This is a genomic window from Paenibacillus sp. Y301 (assembly GCF_059445505.1).
In genome coordinates this window covers 146,369-161,586 of sequence record NZ_JCAIUL010000009.1, presented here as the reverse complement: position 1 = coordinate 161,586, position 15,218 = coordinate 146,369, and the positions used below count along the sequence as shown (strand labels likewise).

Annotated in this window: 16 protein-coding genes; 13 read left to right on the top strand and 3 right to left on the bottom strand. The window is 40.0% G+C overall.

Going from position 1 to position 15,218, the window contains the following annotated elements:
- The first annotated feature begins 92 nt into the window (after positions 1–92).
- From AC1D69_RS16680 to glnA, 8 genes are all read left to right on the top strand, one after another.
- Positions 93–2,771 carry a PBP1A family penicillin-binding protein gene (locus tag AC1D69_RS16680; RefSeq protein WP_495457272.1) on the top strand — a complete coding sequence of 893 codons (2,679 nt, stop codon included), beginning with the start codon at positions 93–95 and terminating at the stop codon, positions 2,769–2,771.
- A gap of 235 nt (positions 2,772–3,006) precedes the next feature.
- Positions 3,007–3,564, top strand: coding sequence for a ribonuclease FAU-1 family protein (locus tag AC1D69_RS16675; RefSeq protein WP_495457271.1), 558 nt, complete (start codon positions 3,007–3,009; stop codon positions 3,562–3,564).
- Positions 3,561–4,244 carry a YdcF family protein gene (locus AC1D69_RS16670; protein ID WP_495457270.1) on the top strand — a complete coding sequence of 228 codons (684 nt, stop codon included), beginning with the start codon at positions 3,561–3,563 and terminating at the stop codon, positions 4,242–4,244. Before AC1D69_RS16675 ends, AC1D69_RS16670 begins: the two co-directional genes overlap by 4 nt.
- Positions 4,245–4,299: 55 nt before the next feature.
- Complete coding sequence (locus AC1D69_RS16665) at positions 4,300–5,292, top strand: AAA family ATPase (RefSeq protein WP_495457269.1); 993 nt, start codon at positions 4,300–4,302, stop codon at positions 5,290–5,292.
- Positions 5,293–5,356: 64 nt separating this feature from the next.
- Positions 5,357–6,646 (top strand): GTPase HflX, encoded by a 1,290-nt coding sequence (hflX, locus tag AC1D69_RS16660; protein ID WP_495457268.1) that lies wholly within the window; start codon positions 5,357–5,359, stop codon positions 6,644–6,646.
- Positions 6,647–6,762: 116 nt separating this feature from the next.
- Positions 6,763–7,983 carry a methionine gamma-lyase family protein gene (locus AC1D69_RS16655; protein WP_495457350.1) on the top strand — a complete coding sequence of 407 codons (1,221 nt, stop codon included), beginning with the start codon at positions 6,763–6,765 and terminating at the stop codon, positions 7,981–7,983.
- 80 nt (positions 7,984–8,063) lie between these two features.
- Entirely contained in the window at positions 8,064–8,474 is a 411-nt protein-coding gene (locus AC1D69_RS16650) for a MerR family transcriptional regulator (RefSeq protein WP_495457267.1), read from the top strand.
- A 43-nt stretch (positions 8,475–8,517) separates the two neighbouring features.
- Positions 8,518–9,846: a type I glutamate--ammonia ligase gene (glnA, locus tag AC1D69_RS16645; RefSeq protein ID WP_495457266.1), complete on the top strand. Its 1,329-nt coding sequence runs from the start codon at positions 8,518–8,520 to the stop codon at positions 9,844–9,846.
- A 377-nt stretch (positions 9,847–10,223) separates the two neighbouring features.
- On the opposite strand, the gene AC1D69_RS16640 is transcribed toward glnA, so the two are convergent.
- On the bottom strand, positions 10,224–10,880 hold the full coding sequence (locus tag AC1D69_RS16640) for a pentapeptide repeat-containing protein (RefSeq protein WP_495457265.1): 657 nt from the start codon (positions 10,878–10,880) through the stop codon (positions 10,224–10,226).
- A 146-nt stretch (positions 10,881–11,026) separates the two neighbouring features.
- Entirely contained in the window at positions 11,027–11,653 is a 627-nt protein-coding gene (gene lexA / locus AC1D69_RS16635; RefSeq protein ID WP_495457264.1) for a transcriptional repressor LexA, read from the bottom strand.
- Positions 11,654–11,943: 290 nt separating this feature from the next.
- On the opposite strand from lexA, the gene AC1D69_RS16630 reads away from it, so the two are divergent.
- The 5 genes from AC1D69_RS16630 (at position 11,944) to AC1D69_RS16610 (ending at position 14,515) form a co-directional block, all read left to right on the top strand.
- Complete coding sequence (locus AC1D69_RS16630) at positions 11,944–12,204, top strand: LysM peptidoglycan-binding domain-containing protein (RefSeq protein ID WP_495457263.1); 261 nt, start codon at positions 11,944–11,946, stop codon at positions 12,202–12,204.
- 98 nt (positions 12,205–12,302) lie between these two features.
- The gene (locus tag AC1D69_RS16625) at positions 12,303–12,506 is read left to right on the top strand and encodes a DUF896 domain-containing protein (protein ID WP_495457349.1); all 204 of its coding nucleotides are present in this window, start codon (positions 12,303–12,305) and stop codon (positions 12,504–12,506) included.
- A 26-nt stretch (positions 12,507–12,532) separates the two neighbouring features.
- Positions 12,533–13,066 (top strand): hypothetical protein, encoded by a 534-nt coding sequence (locus AC1D69_RS16620; protein WP_495457262.1) that lies wholly within the window; start codon positions 12,533–12,535, stop codon positions 13,064–13,066.
- A gap of 24 nt (positions 13,067–13,090) precedes the next feature.
- Positions 13,091–13,885 carry an HAD family hydrolase gene (locus AC1D69_RS16615; protein WP_495457261.1) on the top strand — a complete coding sequence of 265 codons (795 nt, stop codon included), beginning with the start codon at positions 13,091–13,093 and terminating at the stop codon, positions 13,883–13,885.
- Positions 13,886–14,095: 210 nt separating this feature from the next.
- A complete protein-coding gene (locus tag AC1D69_RS16610) occupies positions 14,096–14,515 on the top strand; it encodes a FixH family protein (protein WP_495457260.1) in 420 nt (139 codons plus the stop codon).
- 92 nt (positions 14,516–14,607) lie between these two features.
- Here the strand turns inward: AC1D69_RS16610 and AC1D69_RS16605 are convergent, their stop codons facing one another.
- Positions 14,608–15,150, bottom strand: coding sequence for a cupin domain-containing protein (locus AC1D69_RS16605; protein ID WP_495457259.1), 543 nt, complete (start codon positions 15,148–15,150; stop codon positions 14,608–14,610).
- Positions 15,151–15,218: the final 68 nt, after the last annotated feature.

The following is a 15,218-nucleotide window of genomic DNA, read 5'->3' as shown; positions in this document are numbered from 1 at the left end:
TTAAAAGAATAGGAAAAAGACAATGAGCAACCTATTATGGGTTGTTCTTTTCATTCCGATACTAGAATCAAGGGGTTAGGGAGGGCAATGATATGGCGAACGATCGGCCTACGAGGGCTAACGCAAATAATGCGAATAGTGCAAATAATAGAAATAGAGAACAGCCCAAAAAGAAAAAGAAGAAACGACTAACAAAAAAACGAGTGTTTTGGACGTTGTTTTTTACAGCAGCAATTGCAATCTTTTGTGCTCTAGCAGGATACTTGTATATTACTGTCAATGGTGAAAAACTTTATAATGAAAATAAAGATAAAATGGTTGTCAATGAAAATTCCAAAGTGTATGACAGAAATGGGAAATTAATGGGGGAACTATCCATTCAAAAAAGTGACCCAGTTGATTTCGATCAAATTCCACAGTTGCTAATAGATGCGTTCGTGGCGACAGAAGACAAGCGTTTCTACGAGCATAGTGGAGTGGATATTTTATCCATTGGACGTGCAGCGGTTAAGGACATTATCGCTAGAGCAAAAGTAGAGGGTGGAAGTACCCTTACGCAACAGCTTGCTAAGAATATATTCTTAACCCGTGACAAGACGTTTTTCCGGAAAGCAACGGAAGTATCGATTGCCATGGCACTCGAGCGTAACCAGACAAAAGACGAGATCATAACGATGTATCTCAACCGCATTAACTTTGGTGGCCAAATTTATGGGATCAAGGCTGCTTCTGAGTATTACTTTGGAAAAAGTGATCTGAATGATTTAAAGATTTGGCAGATGGCCACATTAGCGGCGATGCCAAAAGGACCAAGCAAATATAACCCTCTTCGCAATCCGGAGCTCTCCATGCAACGTCGGTCTGTGGTTCTTCAATTGATGGAAGAACAAGGTTACATTACAAGTGCAGAGAGAGAAGAAGCTAAAAAGGTGGTGTATGACTATACACCACCTGCGAAGAAACAACAGTACCTTGCATTTATGGATTATGTCATGAGTGAGGCTGAGGAAGTTACGGGCTTGTCTCAAGATGATCTAAACGTCGGCGGATATAAGATTTATACAACGATGGATGCTGATGCACAGAAAGTGCTTGAAAAAGAATTCGCTGATGATGACAACTTCGAGAAAAGTGTAGATGACACGCAGGTACAAGCTTCTATGGTGATCATGAACAATGACTCAGGAGCTATTGTGGCCCTATTGGGTGGTAGAGACTATGAACGTAAGGGATATAGTCGGGTTACAAGCAGCCGGAGACAGCCAGGTTCAGCTTTTAAACCTATTGTTTCTTATGCTCCAGCGTTAGAGTCAGGACAATTTACACAAGATTCGCTTCTTAATAATCAGAAGCAATGTTTCTCAGATTACTGTCCAGGTAACCTACATGGATATTCCGATACCATTAGTATGCCAGATGCCATTCAAAAGTCAGAGAATATTCCGGCGGTATGGCTGCTGAATGAAATTGGTGTAAGTACTGGATTTAAATTCGCACAGAAAATGGGCATACCTCTTAAGCCTGAAGATAAAAACTTATCATTAGCGCTAGGTGGTCTTAGTTCTGGTACGAATACGCTAGAGATGGCTCAAGCATACAGCGCATTCGCAAATGGCGGGACATTGAATGAAGCCTATGCCATTAAACAGATTAAGAATAGTGATGATGAAGTTAAATATGAGCATAAGAAGAATGGCAAAGAAGTAATGAGCGAAGAGACTTCTTATCAGATGACGGATATGATGAGGAATGTTGTTGAGAGTGGTACCGGGAAAAAGGCAGCTATAAGTAGACCTGTTGCAGGTAAAACAGGTACGACTCAGAGCGGTATCAAAGGTAACAGTTCGAACCGTGATGTATGGTTTGTGGGTTACACACCAGAATTAACTGCAGCCGTATGGATGGGTTATGATAAACCAGATGCTAAACATTTGCTTAAGAAGAGTAGTTCCCTAGCAGCATCTTTCTGGGGGAAAGTCATGGAACAGGCTGTACAAGGTTTTGAAGAGAAGAGTTTCCCTGCTCCTAAAAATACGAAAAAACCTGAACCAACGCCTGAACCAGAAGTAGCATCTGTCGCAACAGGGTTAAGTGGTTCTTATGATCTAAATACACAAATTGTATCTCTTACTTGGAATGGAGTAGATGATAATAATATTGAGTATCGTGTGTATCGTAAGGAATCCTCTGAAAGTCAATACAGCTTAATTCAGGATAATGCATCACCAGATAACACAGAAGATGTGGATGTGTTAGAAGGATTTACGTACGAATATTACGTAACGGTGTATAAACCAGATACGGGAGTAGAATCAGACAAATCTAATTTGTTTCAAATATTTACGGAACCGTTAGAACCTGAAGTTATACCAGAGCCTGAGGTCGTACCTCCAGACATGAATAACGGTAATGGTAACGGTAATGGTAACGGTAATGGTAATGGTAACCAGAATGGGAATAACGGGAATGGTAACAACGGGAATGGTAACAACGGAAATGGTAACAATGAAAACGGGAATAACGGCAATGGCAATGGTAACAATGAAAATGGGAATAACGGCAATGGCAACGGTGGTACAGAGGGTGGCACGAATCCGGGTGAGAATAACCCAGATACGGGTGGCGTGACGCCACCATCCGATATCACCCCAGTGGATCCAGGAACACCACCAGATGGCGTCGATTCGGGTGTGACGCCACCTCTAGATCCTGCATCAACCTCTACAGACACACTAGGTGTTGTAGATCCTGCGGGCACCACAACTCCATAAACCCCATAAAGACAACAAGAAAGCTCCCACCTGGGGGCTTTCTTGTTGTCTTTTTTAAAAGATAAGGAAATATAAGTTTTATTTGAATCATTCATCTAAAACAATGTAAGTTATATTGGTCTGTGTTGTATAATCAAGAAATAGGTAGTTGGAATTGTGCTAGAGAGCACTTATTTTTGAGTGTGATTCACAAATGTGTTAAGCTGTAGCTAACATATTGGAGAGGGTAATTTCCATGAAACGTAAATTTGGAGATCGTGCGAACTGGCGCAGAATTTCACGTCGACGCTTTACCTGCCGTTATGTTGAGTCCGAGAGGTTTACTGGGTATATAACGTTATATACGATTTATAACCTAAAGGAACCGCTATGGAAGACTTATGGCAGCCATACGTACAAAATTGCAGACAAAGGGTATTCTTGGTTGCAATATTATCCTAAGAATAGTCATTATATTGTGACTGCGATGTTTGATGAGCGGCAAGAAATCATTCAATGGTATATTGATACATGCAAAATACAGGGAGTAACGGACCAAGGGGTGCCTTGGTTTGATGATTTGTATTTAGATGTTGTTGTTCTTCGAAACGGTGAAGTATTTCTTCTTGATGAAGACGAACTGGAAGATGCATTGAATCGGAACGACATAAATGAAGATGACTATCAATTAGCTATGTCAACGGCACAACATTTACTACATGAAATTGACTCGCACCATTTCCCTTATTTCCTGATGTCATTGGAACACCGTAAACAATTGTTTGAGAACGGTGAATTCAGGAGGAACTCATGATTCTTATTTATAACACATCTTTAATTCGTAAAAGCCCGAAACGGCACCGTGCATTTAAGAGAATTCTAGTCTTCATTTTAATCGTATGTCTCCTCATTCTTAGTTGGTTAGGTTATGTATTATGGAAGATTAATCATGTACAAAATTCCGATATGAGAGAGTCAGTAGATGTCGGCATCATTCTTGGTTCTTCCATGTGGGGTGATTCCCCAAGCCCAAGTCTTCGTGAGAGATTGGATTATGGACTACAGCAATATCATGAGGGTAAATTCGATCATTTTATTGTAAGCGGGGGATTGGATCAGCCTGATTTCAATTTCACTGAGGCTGAAGGGATGCGCCAATACCTCTTAGACCATGGTGTATCGGATGAATTCATCATTGTGGAGAACAAAGCCACAAGTACTTTGGAGAACCTTCAATTTAGCCAACACATTATGGAGCAACGTGATTGGAAATCAGCTGTCATCATAACACATACATATCACGGAATGCGTTCTCTCGAAATAGCAGAATATTTAGGGTATGATCATCCTCTATTATCAACGACCGAATCGAAAGTTCTTCGGATGTCTTTTCATAAGAGTAGAGAGGTTCTGGCATATTCTAAATGGAAGCTAGATGAATTGATTCTAAGGCTTGGATGGAAATCATTCGAATCTGTTAATAACCCTACGTAAGTTTGAATACATTGAATAGAGATATCATCCCGGTAGATAATGAGGTGATGGGTGCATGAGCGGACGTGTCATGGCCTCAAACAGCCAGCCTGAGGGTAGGCCGTCTAGACAAATCAATGTTGTATTACGTAGCCAAGAATCACCTATACAGAGCAATGTTGCCCCAGAAAGAGAGCCTTTGAAAGTCCCAAAGGGTATTCCTGAGCAAGGCATGTATCAGGAAATTCAACGAGAGTTGGAACAACTTATAGGATTGGATAATATTAAAGAGTTAGTCTTTGAGATTTATGCACTTCTTCAAGTTGCTTTAATGCGTTCTGATGCAGGACTTGCAAGTGGAGGTCATGTGTATCACATGATTTTTAAAGGTAATCCTGGAACAGGAAAGACAACTGTTGCGAGAATCATCGCCAAACTTTTTCAAAAAATGGGTGTCCTTAGTAAGGGTCATTTGATCGAAGTTGAACGCGCCGATCTGGTAGGAGAGTATATTGGGCATACGGCCCAAAAAACGAGAGATCTTGTTAAGAAGGCATTAGGAGGCATTCTTTTCATTGATGAAGCTTATAGTCTAGCTCGTGGTGGGGAGAAAGATTTCGGTAAAGAGGCTATCGATACATTGGTGAAAGCGATGGAGGATCATAAGAATCAATTCATTCTGATACTTGCTGGTTATTGCGAGGAGATGGACTACTTCTTACAGACGAACCCTGGACTTCCTTCCCGTTTCCCCATTCAGGTTGATTTCTCGGATTACTCGATTGATCAATTGATTCAAATTTCGGAATTGATGGCTAAAGATCGAGAGTATATTCTAATGCCACAGGCGATACTTAAATTAAGACAACATATTACACATGAAAAGAACGAGAGTTTACATGCATTTAGCAATGCAAGATATGTGCGGAATATGATCGAGAAATCGATACGTAATCATGCTGTACGCCTGCTGAACCAATATTCAAATAGTAATCCGGGCAAACAAGAACTCATGACTCTGCGTACAGAAGATTTCAAGTTCGATTCTAAGTCTACCTCGAGCATTTGACTCAAATGGAGTTCAACCCATCCGTTCATTTATATTGAAAGCAGATAAAGGGGTAATTTAATTCATGGCAAATAACATCACGTTTGATACAGAAACAGATATTCCTGACCGCGCGGTACTAGTTAGTCTAGTTACGGATTCGGTTAAGAAAAAGGGGATTAATCCAGAATACTCTCTTCATGAATTAGTGCAGTTGGCTGAAACAGCTGGGGTAGAAGTTATGGATACGCTTAGTCAGAATCTGCAGAAACCAGATCCTAGATTTTTCATTGGAAAAGGTAAAGTGGAAGAATTGCGAATGGCTATGGAAGCTGTTGATGCCAATACGGCCATTTTTGATCATGAGCTATCTGGAGCTCAGGTTCGTCACTTAGAGGAAAGTCTAGATGTAAAGATTATTGACAGAACGCAGTTAATCCTTGATATTTTTGCCCAAAGAGCTAAAACGCGTGAAGGAATTATTCAGGTAGAACTGGCGCAGTTAACTTATTTGCTACCACGACTCTCTGGACAAAGCACGAACCTTTCCCGTCTGGGTGGGGGGATTGGGACCCGGGGTCCGGGTGAAAGTAAGCTAGAGATGGATAGACGTCATATTCGGAATCGTGTTAACGATTTAAAGGATCAGTTGGAAGAGATCACCCGTCACCGAACATTGTATCGCGAACGCAGACAGAAGAGCGGTGTCTTTCAAGTGGCACTTGTGGGATATACGAATGCGGGTAAATCGACATTACTAAAAGAACTTACAGATGCAGACGTATATATTCAGGATCAATTATTCGCAACACTAGATCCAACTTCTCGCATATTAGAGCTTCCCACGGGTAAAGAAGTAGTGATCACGGATACTGTTGGATTTATTCAAAATCTACCTCATGATCTTATTGCTGCTTTCCGTGCTACGTTGGAGGAAGTAAATGAAGCAAATCTCATTCTTCATGTGGTGGATGCTTCATCAGAAATGAGAGAAGATCAAATGGCGGTGGTTCAGTCGATCCTTGAGGAATTAGGTGCATCGGATAAACCACAAATCGTACTCTTTAACAAAAAGGATCGTTGTACACCAGAGCAACTAGAAATGCTTAATACAGTTGAAGGGCATTTGACGATCAGTGCCTTTGATGAAGAGGATCTGGCGTTGATACGAGATGCAATCCAGACCACGTTAACGGGGGACACCATTACCTTCCGGATTCCTGCAAGTCGTGGAGATATTGTAGCGTTGTTGTATCGTGTTGGTGAAATTGTTAATCAAGAGTTTGATGGTAGTGATACACTTTATGAGGTACTGCTTCATAAAGATGATTATGAGAAGAATGGTTATATGCTTCAAGAATACATTGAGTCATAATACACCTTTAAAATTCACGGATTGCATACTACATGCAATCCGTGTTGGTTTGATGACTACAAGCAAGGGAGAATGGAACAGAAATGGCAAGATTTACAGAACAACTAGAGAATGACATGAAATCGGTAGAACTTCAGATCAAAGATCAGATTCAAGCGGTAGATAACATCGTAGATCAGAATCAATGGAAAGTTATTGATGCATTTCAGAATCATCATGTGAGTGATTTTCACTTTGCTGGGTCTACAGGCTACGCCTACAATGATCGAGGCCGTGAAGTGCTTGATTTAGTATATGCAGACGTGTTTGGTGCTGAAGCAGCTCTTGTTAGACCTCATTTTGCCTCAGGGACACATACCATATCTACGGCCCTTTTTGGAGTGTTGCGCCCTGGAGATGAATTATTTTATATTACGGGTCGTCCCTATGATACGCTTCATAAGGTGATAGGTTCCGTTGGCGATGGCTCTGGTTCACTATTAGATTTCGGGATTACTTATCGAGAAGCAGCCCTACTAGAGGATGGAAATGTGGATTGGGAGGCTGTTGAGAACGGGATTACATCAGCGACCAAAGTCATAGGAATACAACGTTCGAGAGGTTATGATTGGCGATCATCATTCACAGTGGAACAGATTGGTGAAATGATTCGACGTGTAAAAGCGATTAAACCAGAGGTTATCGTATTCGTAGATAACTGCTACGGTGAATTTACAGAAGTGATCGAACCTACCAATGTAGGTGCTGATCTTATGGCAGGTTCTTTAATAAAGAATCCTGGAGGTGGCATCGCAGAGACAGGTGGTTATATCTGTGGGAAGAAAGACTACGTTGAATTAGCATCTTATCGTCTGACAGCACCCGGAATCGGTGGAGAAGTAGGTGCAATGTTAGGAACAACTAGAGGAATCTACCAGGGACTATTCCTTGCTCCTACGCTTGTAGGACAAGCTGTTAAAGGTAGTATTTTTGCATCTGCTATGTTTGAAAAAGTTGGATTTATTACGAAGCCTGCTTGGTATGAGAAGCGCACGGACCTTATTCAAGCCATATCCTTCACAGGACCAGAGCATCTAATTGCCTTTGTACAAGGGATTCAACAAGCATCAGCAGTGGATAGTCATGTCGTTCCTGAACCATGGGACATGCCGGGATATGAACATCCAGTCATCATGGCAGCAGGTACCTTTATTCAAGGAGGTAGTCTTGAATTATCAGCGGATGCGCCCATACGAGATCCGTACATAGGTTATATGCAGGGTGGGTTAACCTATTCGCATGTTAAGTACGGTGTCCTTAAGGCGATTCAAACCATGATAGATAGAAAATTATTGTGAGTTTATCTAACATACCCTTGACACAACATATCATGAATTGTACAATGATAGATATTAGATCATTGGAAGGTTGATGAGTCATGGGTGATGAAATTCGTAGAAATATGGCTTTATTCCCGATTGGTATCGTAATGAAGTTAACAGATCTATCGGCAAGGCAGATTCGTTATTATGAACAACATCATTTGATTGTTCCTGCACGTACGGCTGGGAATCAACGATTGTTTTCTTTTAACGATGTGGAAAGATTGCTTGAGATTAAGGCCCTTATTGAGAAGGGTGTTAATATTGCTGGTATTAAGCAGGTCATGAACCCTGTGACGAAGGAATCTGAAGAAGCAACAGTCATTACACCAGATACTGAAGTTAAACGTAGGGAATTATCGGATTCACAGCTTCACCGTTTACTGAAACAGCAACTTGTAGCTGGTAAAAGACCGGGGCAAGTGTCTTTAATTCAAGGAGAATTGTCTCGGTTTTTTAATAAATAAATTAAGTGAGTAAGTATTTCCAGAAGAGAAAGGGAGAGGTTCTGTGAGTTATTCAAAAGAAGATATCCTAAACATGGCAAAAGAAGAGAATGTACGGTTCGTTCGCTTACAATTTACCGATTTGCTAGGAACGATTAAGAACGTAGAAATCCCTGTGAGCCAATTGAAGAAAGCCGTAGATAACAAAATGATGTTTGACGGTTCTTCTATTGAAGGTTATGTACGTATCGAAGAATCAGACATGTATTTGTATCCTGATCTTGACACATGGGTTGTATTTCCATGGGTAGCAGAAGATCGTATCGCGCGTTTGATTTGTGATATTTACATGCCAGACGGAACACCATTTGCTGGAGATCCACGTGGTATTTTGAAACGCAATTTGAAGGAAGCTGAAGAAATGGGCTATACATCCATGATGGTTGGTCCAGAACCTGAATTCTTCTTATTCAAAACAGATGCGAATGGTAATCCAACGACTGAATTGAATGACCAAGGTGGATACTTTGACCTTGCCCCTATGGATCTTGGTGAGAACTGTCGTCGTGAGATTGTTCTAACACTTGAAGAAATGGGATTTGAAGTTGAAGCTTCTCATCACGAAGTAGCTCCAGGTCAACATGAGATTGACTTTAAATATGAAGATGCTATCAAAGCGGCTGACCAAATACAAACGTTCAAATTGGTTGTTAAAACCATTGCTCGTGAGCATGGACTTCATGCAACCTTTATGCCTAAGCCTCTATATGGAGTGAATGGTTCAGGTATGCACTGTCACCAATCTCTCTTTAATGGTAATGAGAATGCGTTCTATGATGAAAGTGATGAATTAGGATTGAGCAAAACAGCTCGCCACTATATGGCTGGTGTTCTGAAGCATGCTCGTGCTTTTGCAGCGATCACTAATCCAACAGTCAACTCTTATAAACGTCTAGTACCTGGTTATGAAGCTCCTTGTTATGTAGCTTGGTCTGGTAGTAACCGTAGCCCAATGATTCGTATTCCTGCATCACGCGGACTAAGCACACGTGTGGAAGTACGTAATCCGGATCCTGCTGCTAATCCATACCTCGCACTTGCAGTTATGCTCAAAGCGGGTCTTGATGGAATCAAACGTGAACTTAAATTACCAGCGCCTATCGACCGTAACATCTATGTGATGTCGGAAGAAGAACGCATTGAAGAGGGTATTCCAAGTCTACCTTCAGATTTGAAGGAAGCATTGAATGAACTTATTCGTAGCGAAGTTATCACTTCAGCTCTTGGTGATCATGCTCTAGCTTATTTCTATGAGCTTAAAGAAATTGAGTGGGATATGTTTAGAACACAAGTTCACCAATGGGAACGCGATCAATATATGACGTTGTACTAGGTATTCTAAACCCTTGACGCTCTAAGCGTTGGGGGTTTTTCTTTTTGTGGGTATTTACTCATTTTGGAGCTATCGTCTTTGATTGCCCACAAAATGCCCACAAACTTTTAGATTTTTCAGGTTCGGTTTTTAGATGCTAGATAGGGAGGGAATGTCGCCACGCAGACGTATATATTTTTTAGAGTAGACTAAGCAAGTAGTGATAAAACCAATAAGAATTATGGGAAACCATATGATACTCCAAGTAGAGGGAAGTACGTTCTTAAAGTAAGGACGCACTTCGTTATAACATGATGGCTTATAAAGGATTTAATGTAGTGTACATATAATTACGGGGAATTGACTATATTTATATCATTATTTTCAATCTTTAAATCTCAATCTTTAATTACAAGTTCCAGCAATCCTGCAAATACATAAGCTTGGTTTCTTGAGATGGTACAACCCTTCAAATCATCCAGGTTAATACTTAATGAATTGAACTCACAGGTACTGAAGTCAATTCCTCCGTGTTTTGCACCCGAGAATTGAGATTGATCGATATCTGATTTCACAAAATTCACATTGCTAAAAGTAGAGTAACAATAGTCCGTGCTAGAGAATGAGCATTCATCAATGTTAACTTGTTTCATATTCGCAAACCTGAAATTTGCAAGTTCCCCCATACAGGTATGAAAAACAACATTTCGAAGTGTGGTCTCCGATAAATTTAATCCGATCATCTTACAGTTTCGAAATTCTGTTCTGTGGATGCTTGAGTTGCTGAAATCAGCATTAGAAAGATCACATTTATCGAATATCACATCGGTAAGCTCCAGATTAGAAAAATTAGAATTCGAAAAATTTACATTGGTGAAGAGAACTTCATCAAAAGTAACACGATCCAACTCAATATTGTCCATGAGGCAATCTTGATATCTACCTCGTTCAATGCATTCTCCATTGTGAATATCCGCTGCTAAAGCTGAGTTGTCTGGTAAATCCAACGGAATCTTGGGAGACTCTATCTTGACGGCTGGCTTCTTAGCTTTCATATGGGTTCCACCTCGATCTTAACAACAACACTCATATGTTGATACCTCCTGATTTTTTTCCCGACATTTACATAGAAAAGGACACAGCAGCAAGGTAGCAACCGTATCCTTTTCAAACGTCATTATGAAATGATTATAATAATAGCTTAATGAATGTCGCGGAAGAGTCCAACGACCTTACCGAGGATCGTGACATGATTTAAACGTAAAGCCTCGTAAGTTGGATTCTCGGGTTGGAGTCTGATATGATCCTTTTCTTTATAAAAGGTCTTGACCGTAGCTTCATCTTCCTCTGTCATCGCAACAACGATATCTCCGTTATCAGCCGTCTGTTGTTGACGAACGATTACAAAGTCTCCATCATGGATGCCTGCTTCAATCATACTATCTCCCATAACAGATAACATAAATACCTTCTCATCACCCACAAAATGTTGGGGTAGAGGGAAATAATCTTCGATATTCTCTGTCGCAGTAATAGGTACACCAGCAGTTACCTTACCGACAATAGGAACACGAGATACACTCTGGGTGAACATATGTGAATTCTCAGAGTCGTCTTGTCCTAAAATTTCAATCGCTCTTGGTTTCGTTGGGTCTCTTCGAATGAGGCCTTTCTTCTCTAGACGGTCTAGATGACCATGAACCGTTGAACTGGAAGCAAGTCCTACTGCTTCACCGATTTCCCGCACGGATGGCGGATATCCCTTAGTACGTACTTCGTTACGTATGAATTCTAATATAGCTTGTTGTCGGCTAGATATCTTCGACATATTGTACCCACCTCATTAAAGTGACTTTCGGGAAATTATAACATAGAACTTCCGTTCGCACAAACGTAGGTTCTAAATAATAGGGAACACCTGTTCTAAAATGTCTTGAACAAAACAAGTGTTCGTGTTATAGTTATTTCAAAGACAAGAACGAATGTTTGGGGGATGATGTTAATATGTTAAGATACAGTACTTACGAGAGTATTTATAAGGTGAATAGTGAATCACAAGTGCAAACACATACATACACATGGAGTGATAGAGTAAAGGGTTTGATCTCACAACAATTGATGAAGAAGATAATTTGTTTAATGCTATTATTTATAGTAGGCTGTACAGGTATGGTAAGTGTATTTGCTAATTCCACGAGTGAACTGCGGGAAGAGAAGCGTCTAATTATTCAACCAGGAGATACTCTTTGGGAGATTGCTCTGAATGAGAAACCTTCTAATATGGATACCCGAGTATATATTAAAGAAATAAGACATTTAAACGGATTATCTAACGGTGTAATAAGGGCTGGAGAGATACTGTCGTTACCACAATACTGAATTATTACTTACAATAGAGCTTGGTAAGGAGGAATCCTTGACAAGCTCTTTTTATCATGGCAAAGTTAGTACTGTTAGTCATGATTGGAGGAAGGTTTATGGATATAGACAACTTGGTACAACGTATTAATGAACTTGCCCAAAAGCACAAAACAGTTGGGTTAACAGAGGATGAATTGCAAGAACGTGCGAGTCTTCGCGAGAACTATCTTCAGAACATTCGGAGAAATTTCCGACAACAATTGGATTCTATTGAAATTGTTGATGAACCATCAAGTTCTGAACAAAAAGGTAATAAGTAAAGCTACATTATAAGGGGGACTAACGCATGGCTCGTTCGTGGGAGAGAATGGTAGAGAAGAATAAGAAAGAGCTTAATATGAAACGTAAGAAACAAGGACAATCGAGTATATCAACGACTGGATCCGTAGTAAGTGGAGATCGCTTTAAAGGACGTAAAATTATTTTTCCATTCGTATTAATTATGTTAGCCGTATTATATGGACTTCTTACATGGGCTTCGAGCACACTTCCCGAGCAAGAACAACAACAGACTAACGCTTTAATGAATTGGTTTGTAGTGGTTGCTTATATCGCGTTAGGTGTCATTTTGTATCTGAAACGTCCATATTTACTTGTCAATAAAGATAATCTACAAACACCTAAATTAAACAGAGTTCGAAGTGTACCGGCATCTGATATTACTAAGATTAAAGTTGCCAAAGGTTCGGTAGTGATTGAACAAAAGGGTAAAGGTGGGAACTGGGTATTTACACGTCTCCTTAACCGCTATGATGTTAATGCTATGGGAGAACGTTTGGAACAATTTGCAAAGGTCAACAATATACCTTTCGAAAAGTAATAGGCAAGGGAGAGAAGTAGAGAGATGTCGATAAATGCTGTTATATTCGATTTAGATGATACCTTGTTATGGGATGAACGCAGTGTGATGGAATCTTTTGAAGCTACATGTAACAAAGCTGCTGAAGCTACTGGAGTCGATCCTATCCAATTAGAAGAAGCTGTTAGAAGCGAAGCGCGAACACTATATGAGTCGTATGAGACATATTCTTTTACAACCAAGATTGGTATAAATCCTTTTGAAGGTCTGTGGGGGAACTTTACGGGTGGAGAACAGACTGAATTTCGTCAATTAGAAAAGTTAGTTCCTCTGTATCGGAAAGAATCTTGGAGACTTGGTCTGTTGAAACTTGGTATCGATGATGAGAGTTTAGCAAAAGAACTATCTGATCAGTTCGCAGCGGAACGACGTTCCCGGCCACATGTATATGAGGAAACGTTTAAAGTGCTAGATGAATTACGCGGAAAAGTGAAATTGCTCTTATTAACAAATGGATGTCCAGCATTACAACAGGAGAAGTTAGACGGCGTTCCAGAACTTGCTCCTTATTTCGATGAGATCATCATCTCAGGAAATTTCGGACAAGGTAAACCGGATGTATCTATCTTTAATCATGCACTCTCTATTTTAGGTGTTAGTAAGGATCAAGTCCTTATGGTTGGGGATAAATTAACGACTGATATTCGTGGGGGTCTAGCTGCTGGGATTCAGACGGTATGGATTAATCGAACTGGAAAAATTTCTGATCCTGAAATCACTCCGAATTTCGAAATTGACCATTTATCTCAACTGCATCAGATTATCACTCAATTCTCTTAAAAGATCTTAATTAGCCTATTCTCTGTTTAGACAGAAGAAGGGGCTTTTTTTGAATATAAGAAAGGTTATTACGTATGACAAATGTCACAATATTGTGAATAAATCACTCGTTCTAAACTAGTTTGGGCTTTATAATACTGTTATGTGACTTATAGTGTATGTTCAAATTCATATTTATCTGCGGCTGTAACAAGAAAGGTAGGGGAAAACATGAGAAGAACATTAGCGGGGCTGGGTTTATTTATGCTACTTCTATTAGTAGTTGTTGGATGCAGTAATCATAATACCAATCATGCGGGGATGGATATGGAGAGCAATGGATCATTTTCTCTCGTGAACGTAGAACTAAACATTCAACCTAATCAAGTTAAAGTGAATGAGAAAGTTGTGATTGAGGCTGTAGTGACCCAGGATAATAAGAAAGTAACGGATGCAGATAAAGTCATCATTGAGATTGTGCCTACGGCTACCAACGGGAAACCTGTTGAAATACCAGCAAATCATGTAGGGGAAGGGAAGTATACGGTTGAGACAAGTTTTGTACAAGCTGATACATATAGCATCACGTCTCATGTGACGGTTGGGGCTATGCATACGATGCCGAAGAAAGTCATTACAGTTACGAATTAAGTACAACTACATAGTTATTTAGAAAAAAAGACAACCGCTGCCCTCCTTAAGTGGAAGACTGGGTTGTCTTTGTTGTATTAGAAATATAGGGATTAGTTCTTTATAAAATCAGGATCATTTACTGGTGAGGACACCCAGCCATTCTCTTCAATAAAGAGACGTACGGCTATAATCTGACGGTTATCCATTAATGTAAAGAAATGATTGGTGTTCTCAGGTACAGAGATGACATCCCCTGGGGATAATTCAACATCGAAATATCCAAGATCTCCAGCACCTTTGATTACAAAGATACCTTTTCCTGATACGATGGCACGAATCTCATCTTCTGAATGTGTATGTACTTCTTCGAATTTAGTGAGAAGCTCAGTGAGATTCGGAGTTGAATCTGAAAGTGTAATGACATCCCAAATTTTATATCCTCGACGAGTAGCTAAGTCTTGAATCTCTGCATCATAAGTTTGTAGAATGGTTTCTTTCTGGTCATCTGTTAGTAGAAAATTATTATGTAATTCGGCGGGTAACTTAGCTGGATCCCAACTTTCATAAATAACTTCCTGATTATTTAAAAAAGCACGTACATTATCCGCTCCAGTGATACGTTCGTTCGTGTTTCTAATAACGATTTCAGCCATTTATAACCCTTCTTTCCCACTTGGTTTAATATGTATTATAGTATAGGTTGTTTTCTTTGTCGATCATT

Coding starts and splice junctions, on each gene's coding strand:
- AC1D69_RS16680 (WP_495457272.1), top strand. CDS start 93: ATGGCGAACGATCGGCCTACGAGGGCTAACGCAAATAATGCGAATAGT.
- AC1D69_RS16655 (WP_495457350.1), top strand. CDS start 6,763: ATGAAATCGGTAGAACTTCAGATCAAAGATCAGATTCAAGCGGTAGAT.
- AC1D69_RS16670 (WP_495457270.1), top strand. CDS start 3,561: ATGATTCTTATTTATAACACATCTTTAATTCGTAAAAGCCCGAAACGG.
- AC1D69_RS16610 (WP_495457260.1), top strand. CDS start 14,096: ATGAGAAGAACATTAGCGGGGCTGGGTTTATTTATGCTACTTCTATTA.
- hflX (WP_495457268.1), top strand. CDS start 5,357: ATGGCAAATAACATCACGTTTGATACAGAAACAGATATTCCTGACCGC.
- AC1D69_RS16675 (WP_495457271.1), top strand. CDS start 3,007: ATGAAACGTAAATTTGGAGATCGTGCGAACTGGCGCAGAATTTCACGT.
- AC1D69_RS16615 (WP_495457261.1), top strand. CDS start 13,091: ATGTCGATAAATGCTGTTATATTCGATTTAGATGATACCTTGTTATGG.
- AC1D69_RS16625 (WP_495457349.1), top strand. CDS start 12,303: ATGGATATAGACAACTTGGTACAACGTATTAATGAACTTGCCCAAAAG.
- AC1D69_RS16605 (WP_495457259.1), bottom strand. CDS start 15,150: ATGGCTGAAATCGTTATTAGAAACACGAACGAACGTATCACTGGAGCG.
- AC1D69_RS16640 (WP_495457265.1), bottom strand. CDS start 10,880: ATGAAAGCTAAGAAGCCAGCCGTCAAGATAGAGTCTCCCAAGATTCCG.
- AC1D69_RS16630 (WP_495457263.1), top strand. CDS start 11,944: ATGAAGAAGATAATTTGTTTAATGCTATTATTTATAGTAGGCTGTACA.
- AC1D69_RS16650 (WP_495457267.1), top strand. CDS start 8,064: ATGGGTGATGAAATTCGTAGAAATATGGCTTTATTCCCGATTGGTATC.
- AC1D69_RS16665 (WP_495457269.1), top strand. CDS start 4,300: ATGAGCGGACGTGTCATGGCCTCAAACAGCCAGCCTGAGGGTAGGCCG.
- AC1D69_RS16620 (WP_495457262.1), top strand. CDS start 12,533: ATGGCTCGTTCGTGGGAGAGAATGGTAGAGAAGAATAAGAAAGAGCTT.
- lexA (WP_495457264.1), bottom strand. CDS start 11,653: ATGTCGAAGATATCTAGCCGACAACAAGCTATATTAGAATTCATACGT.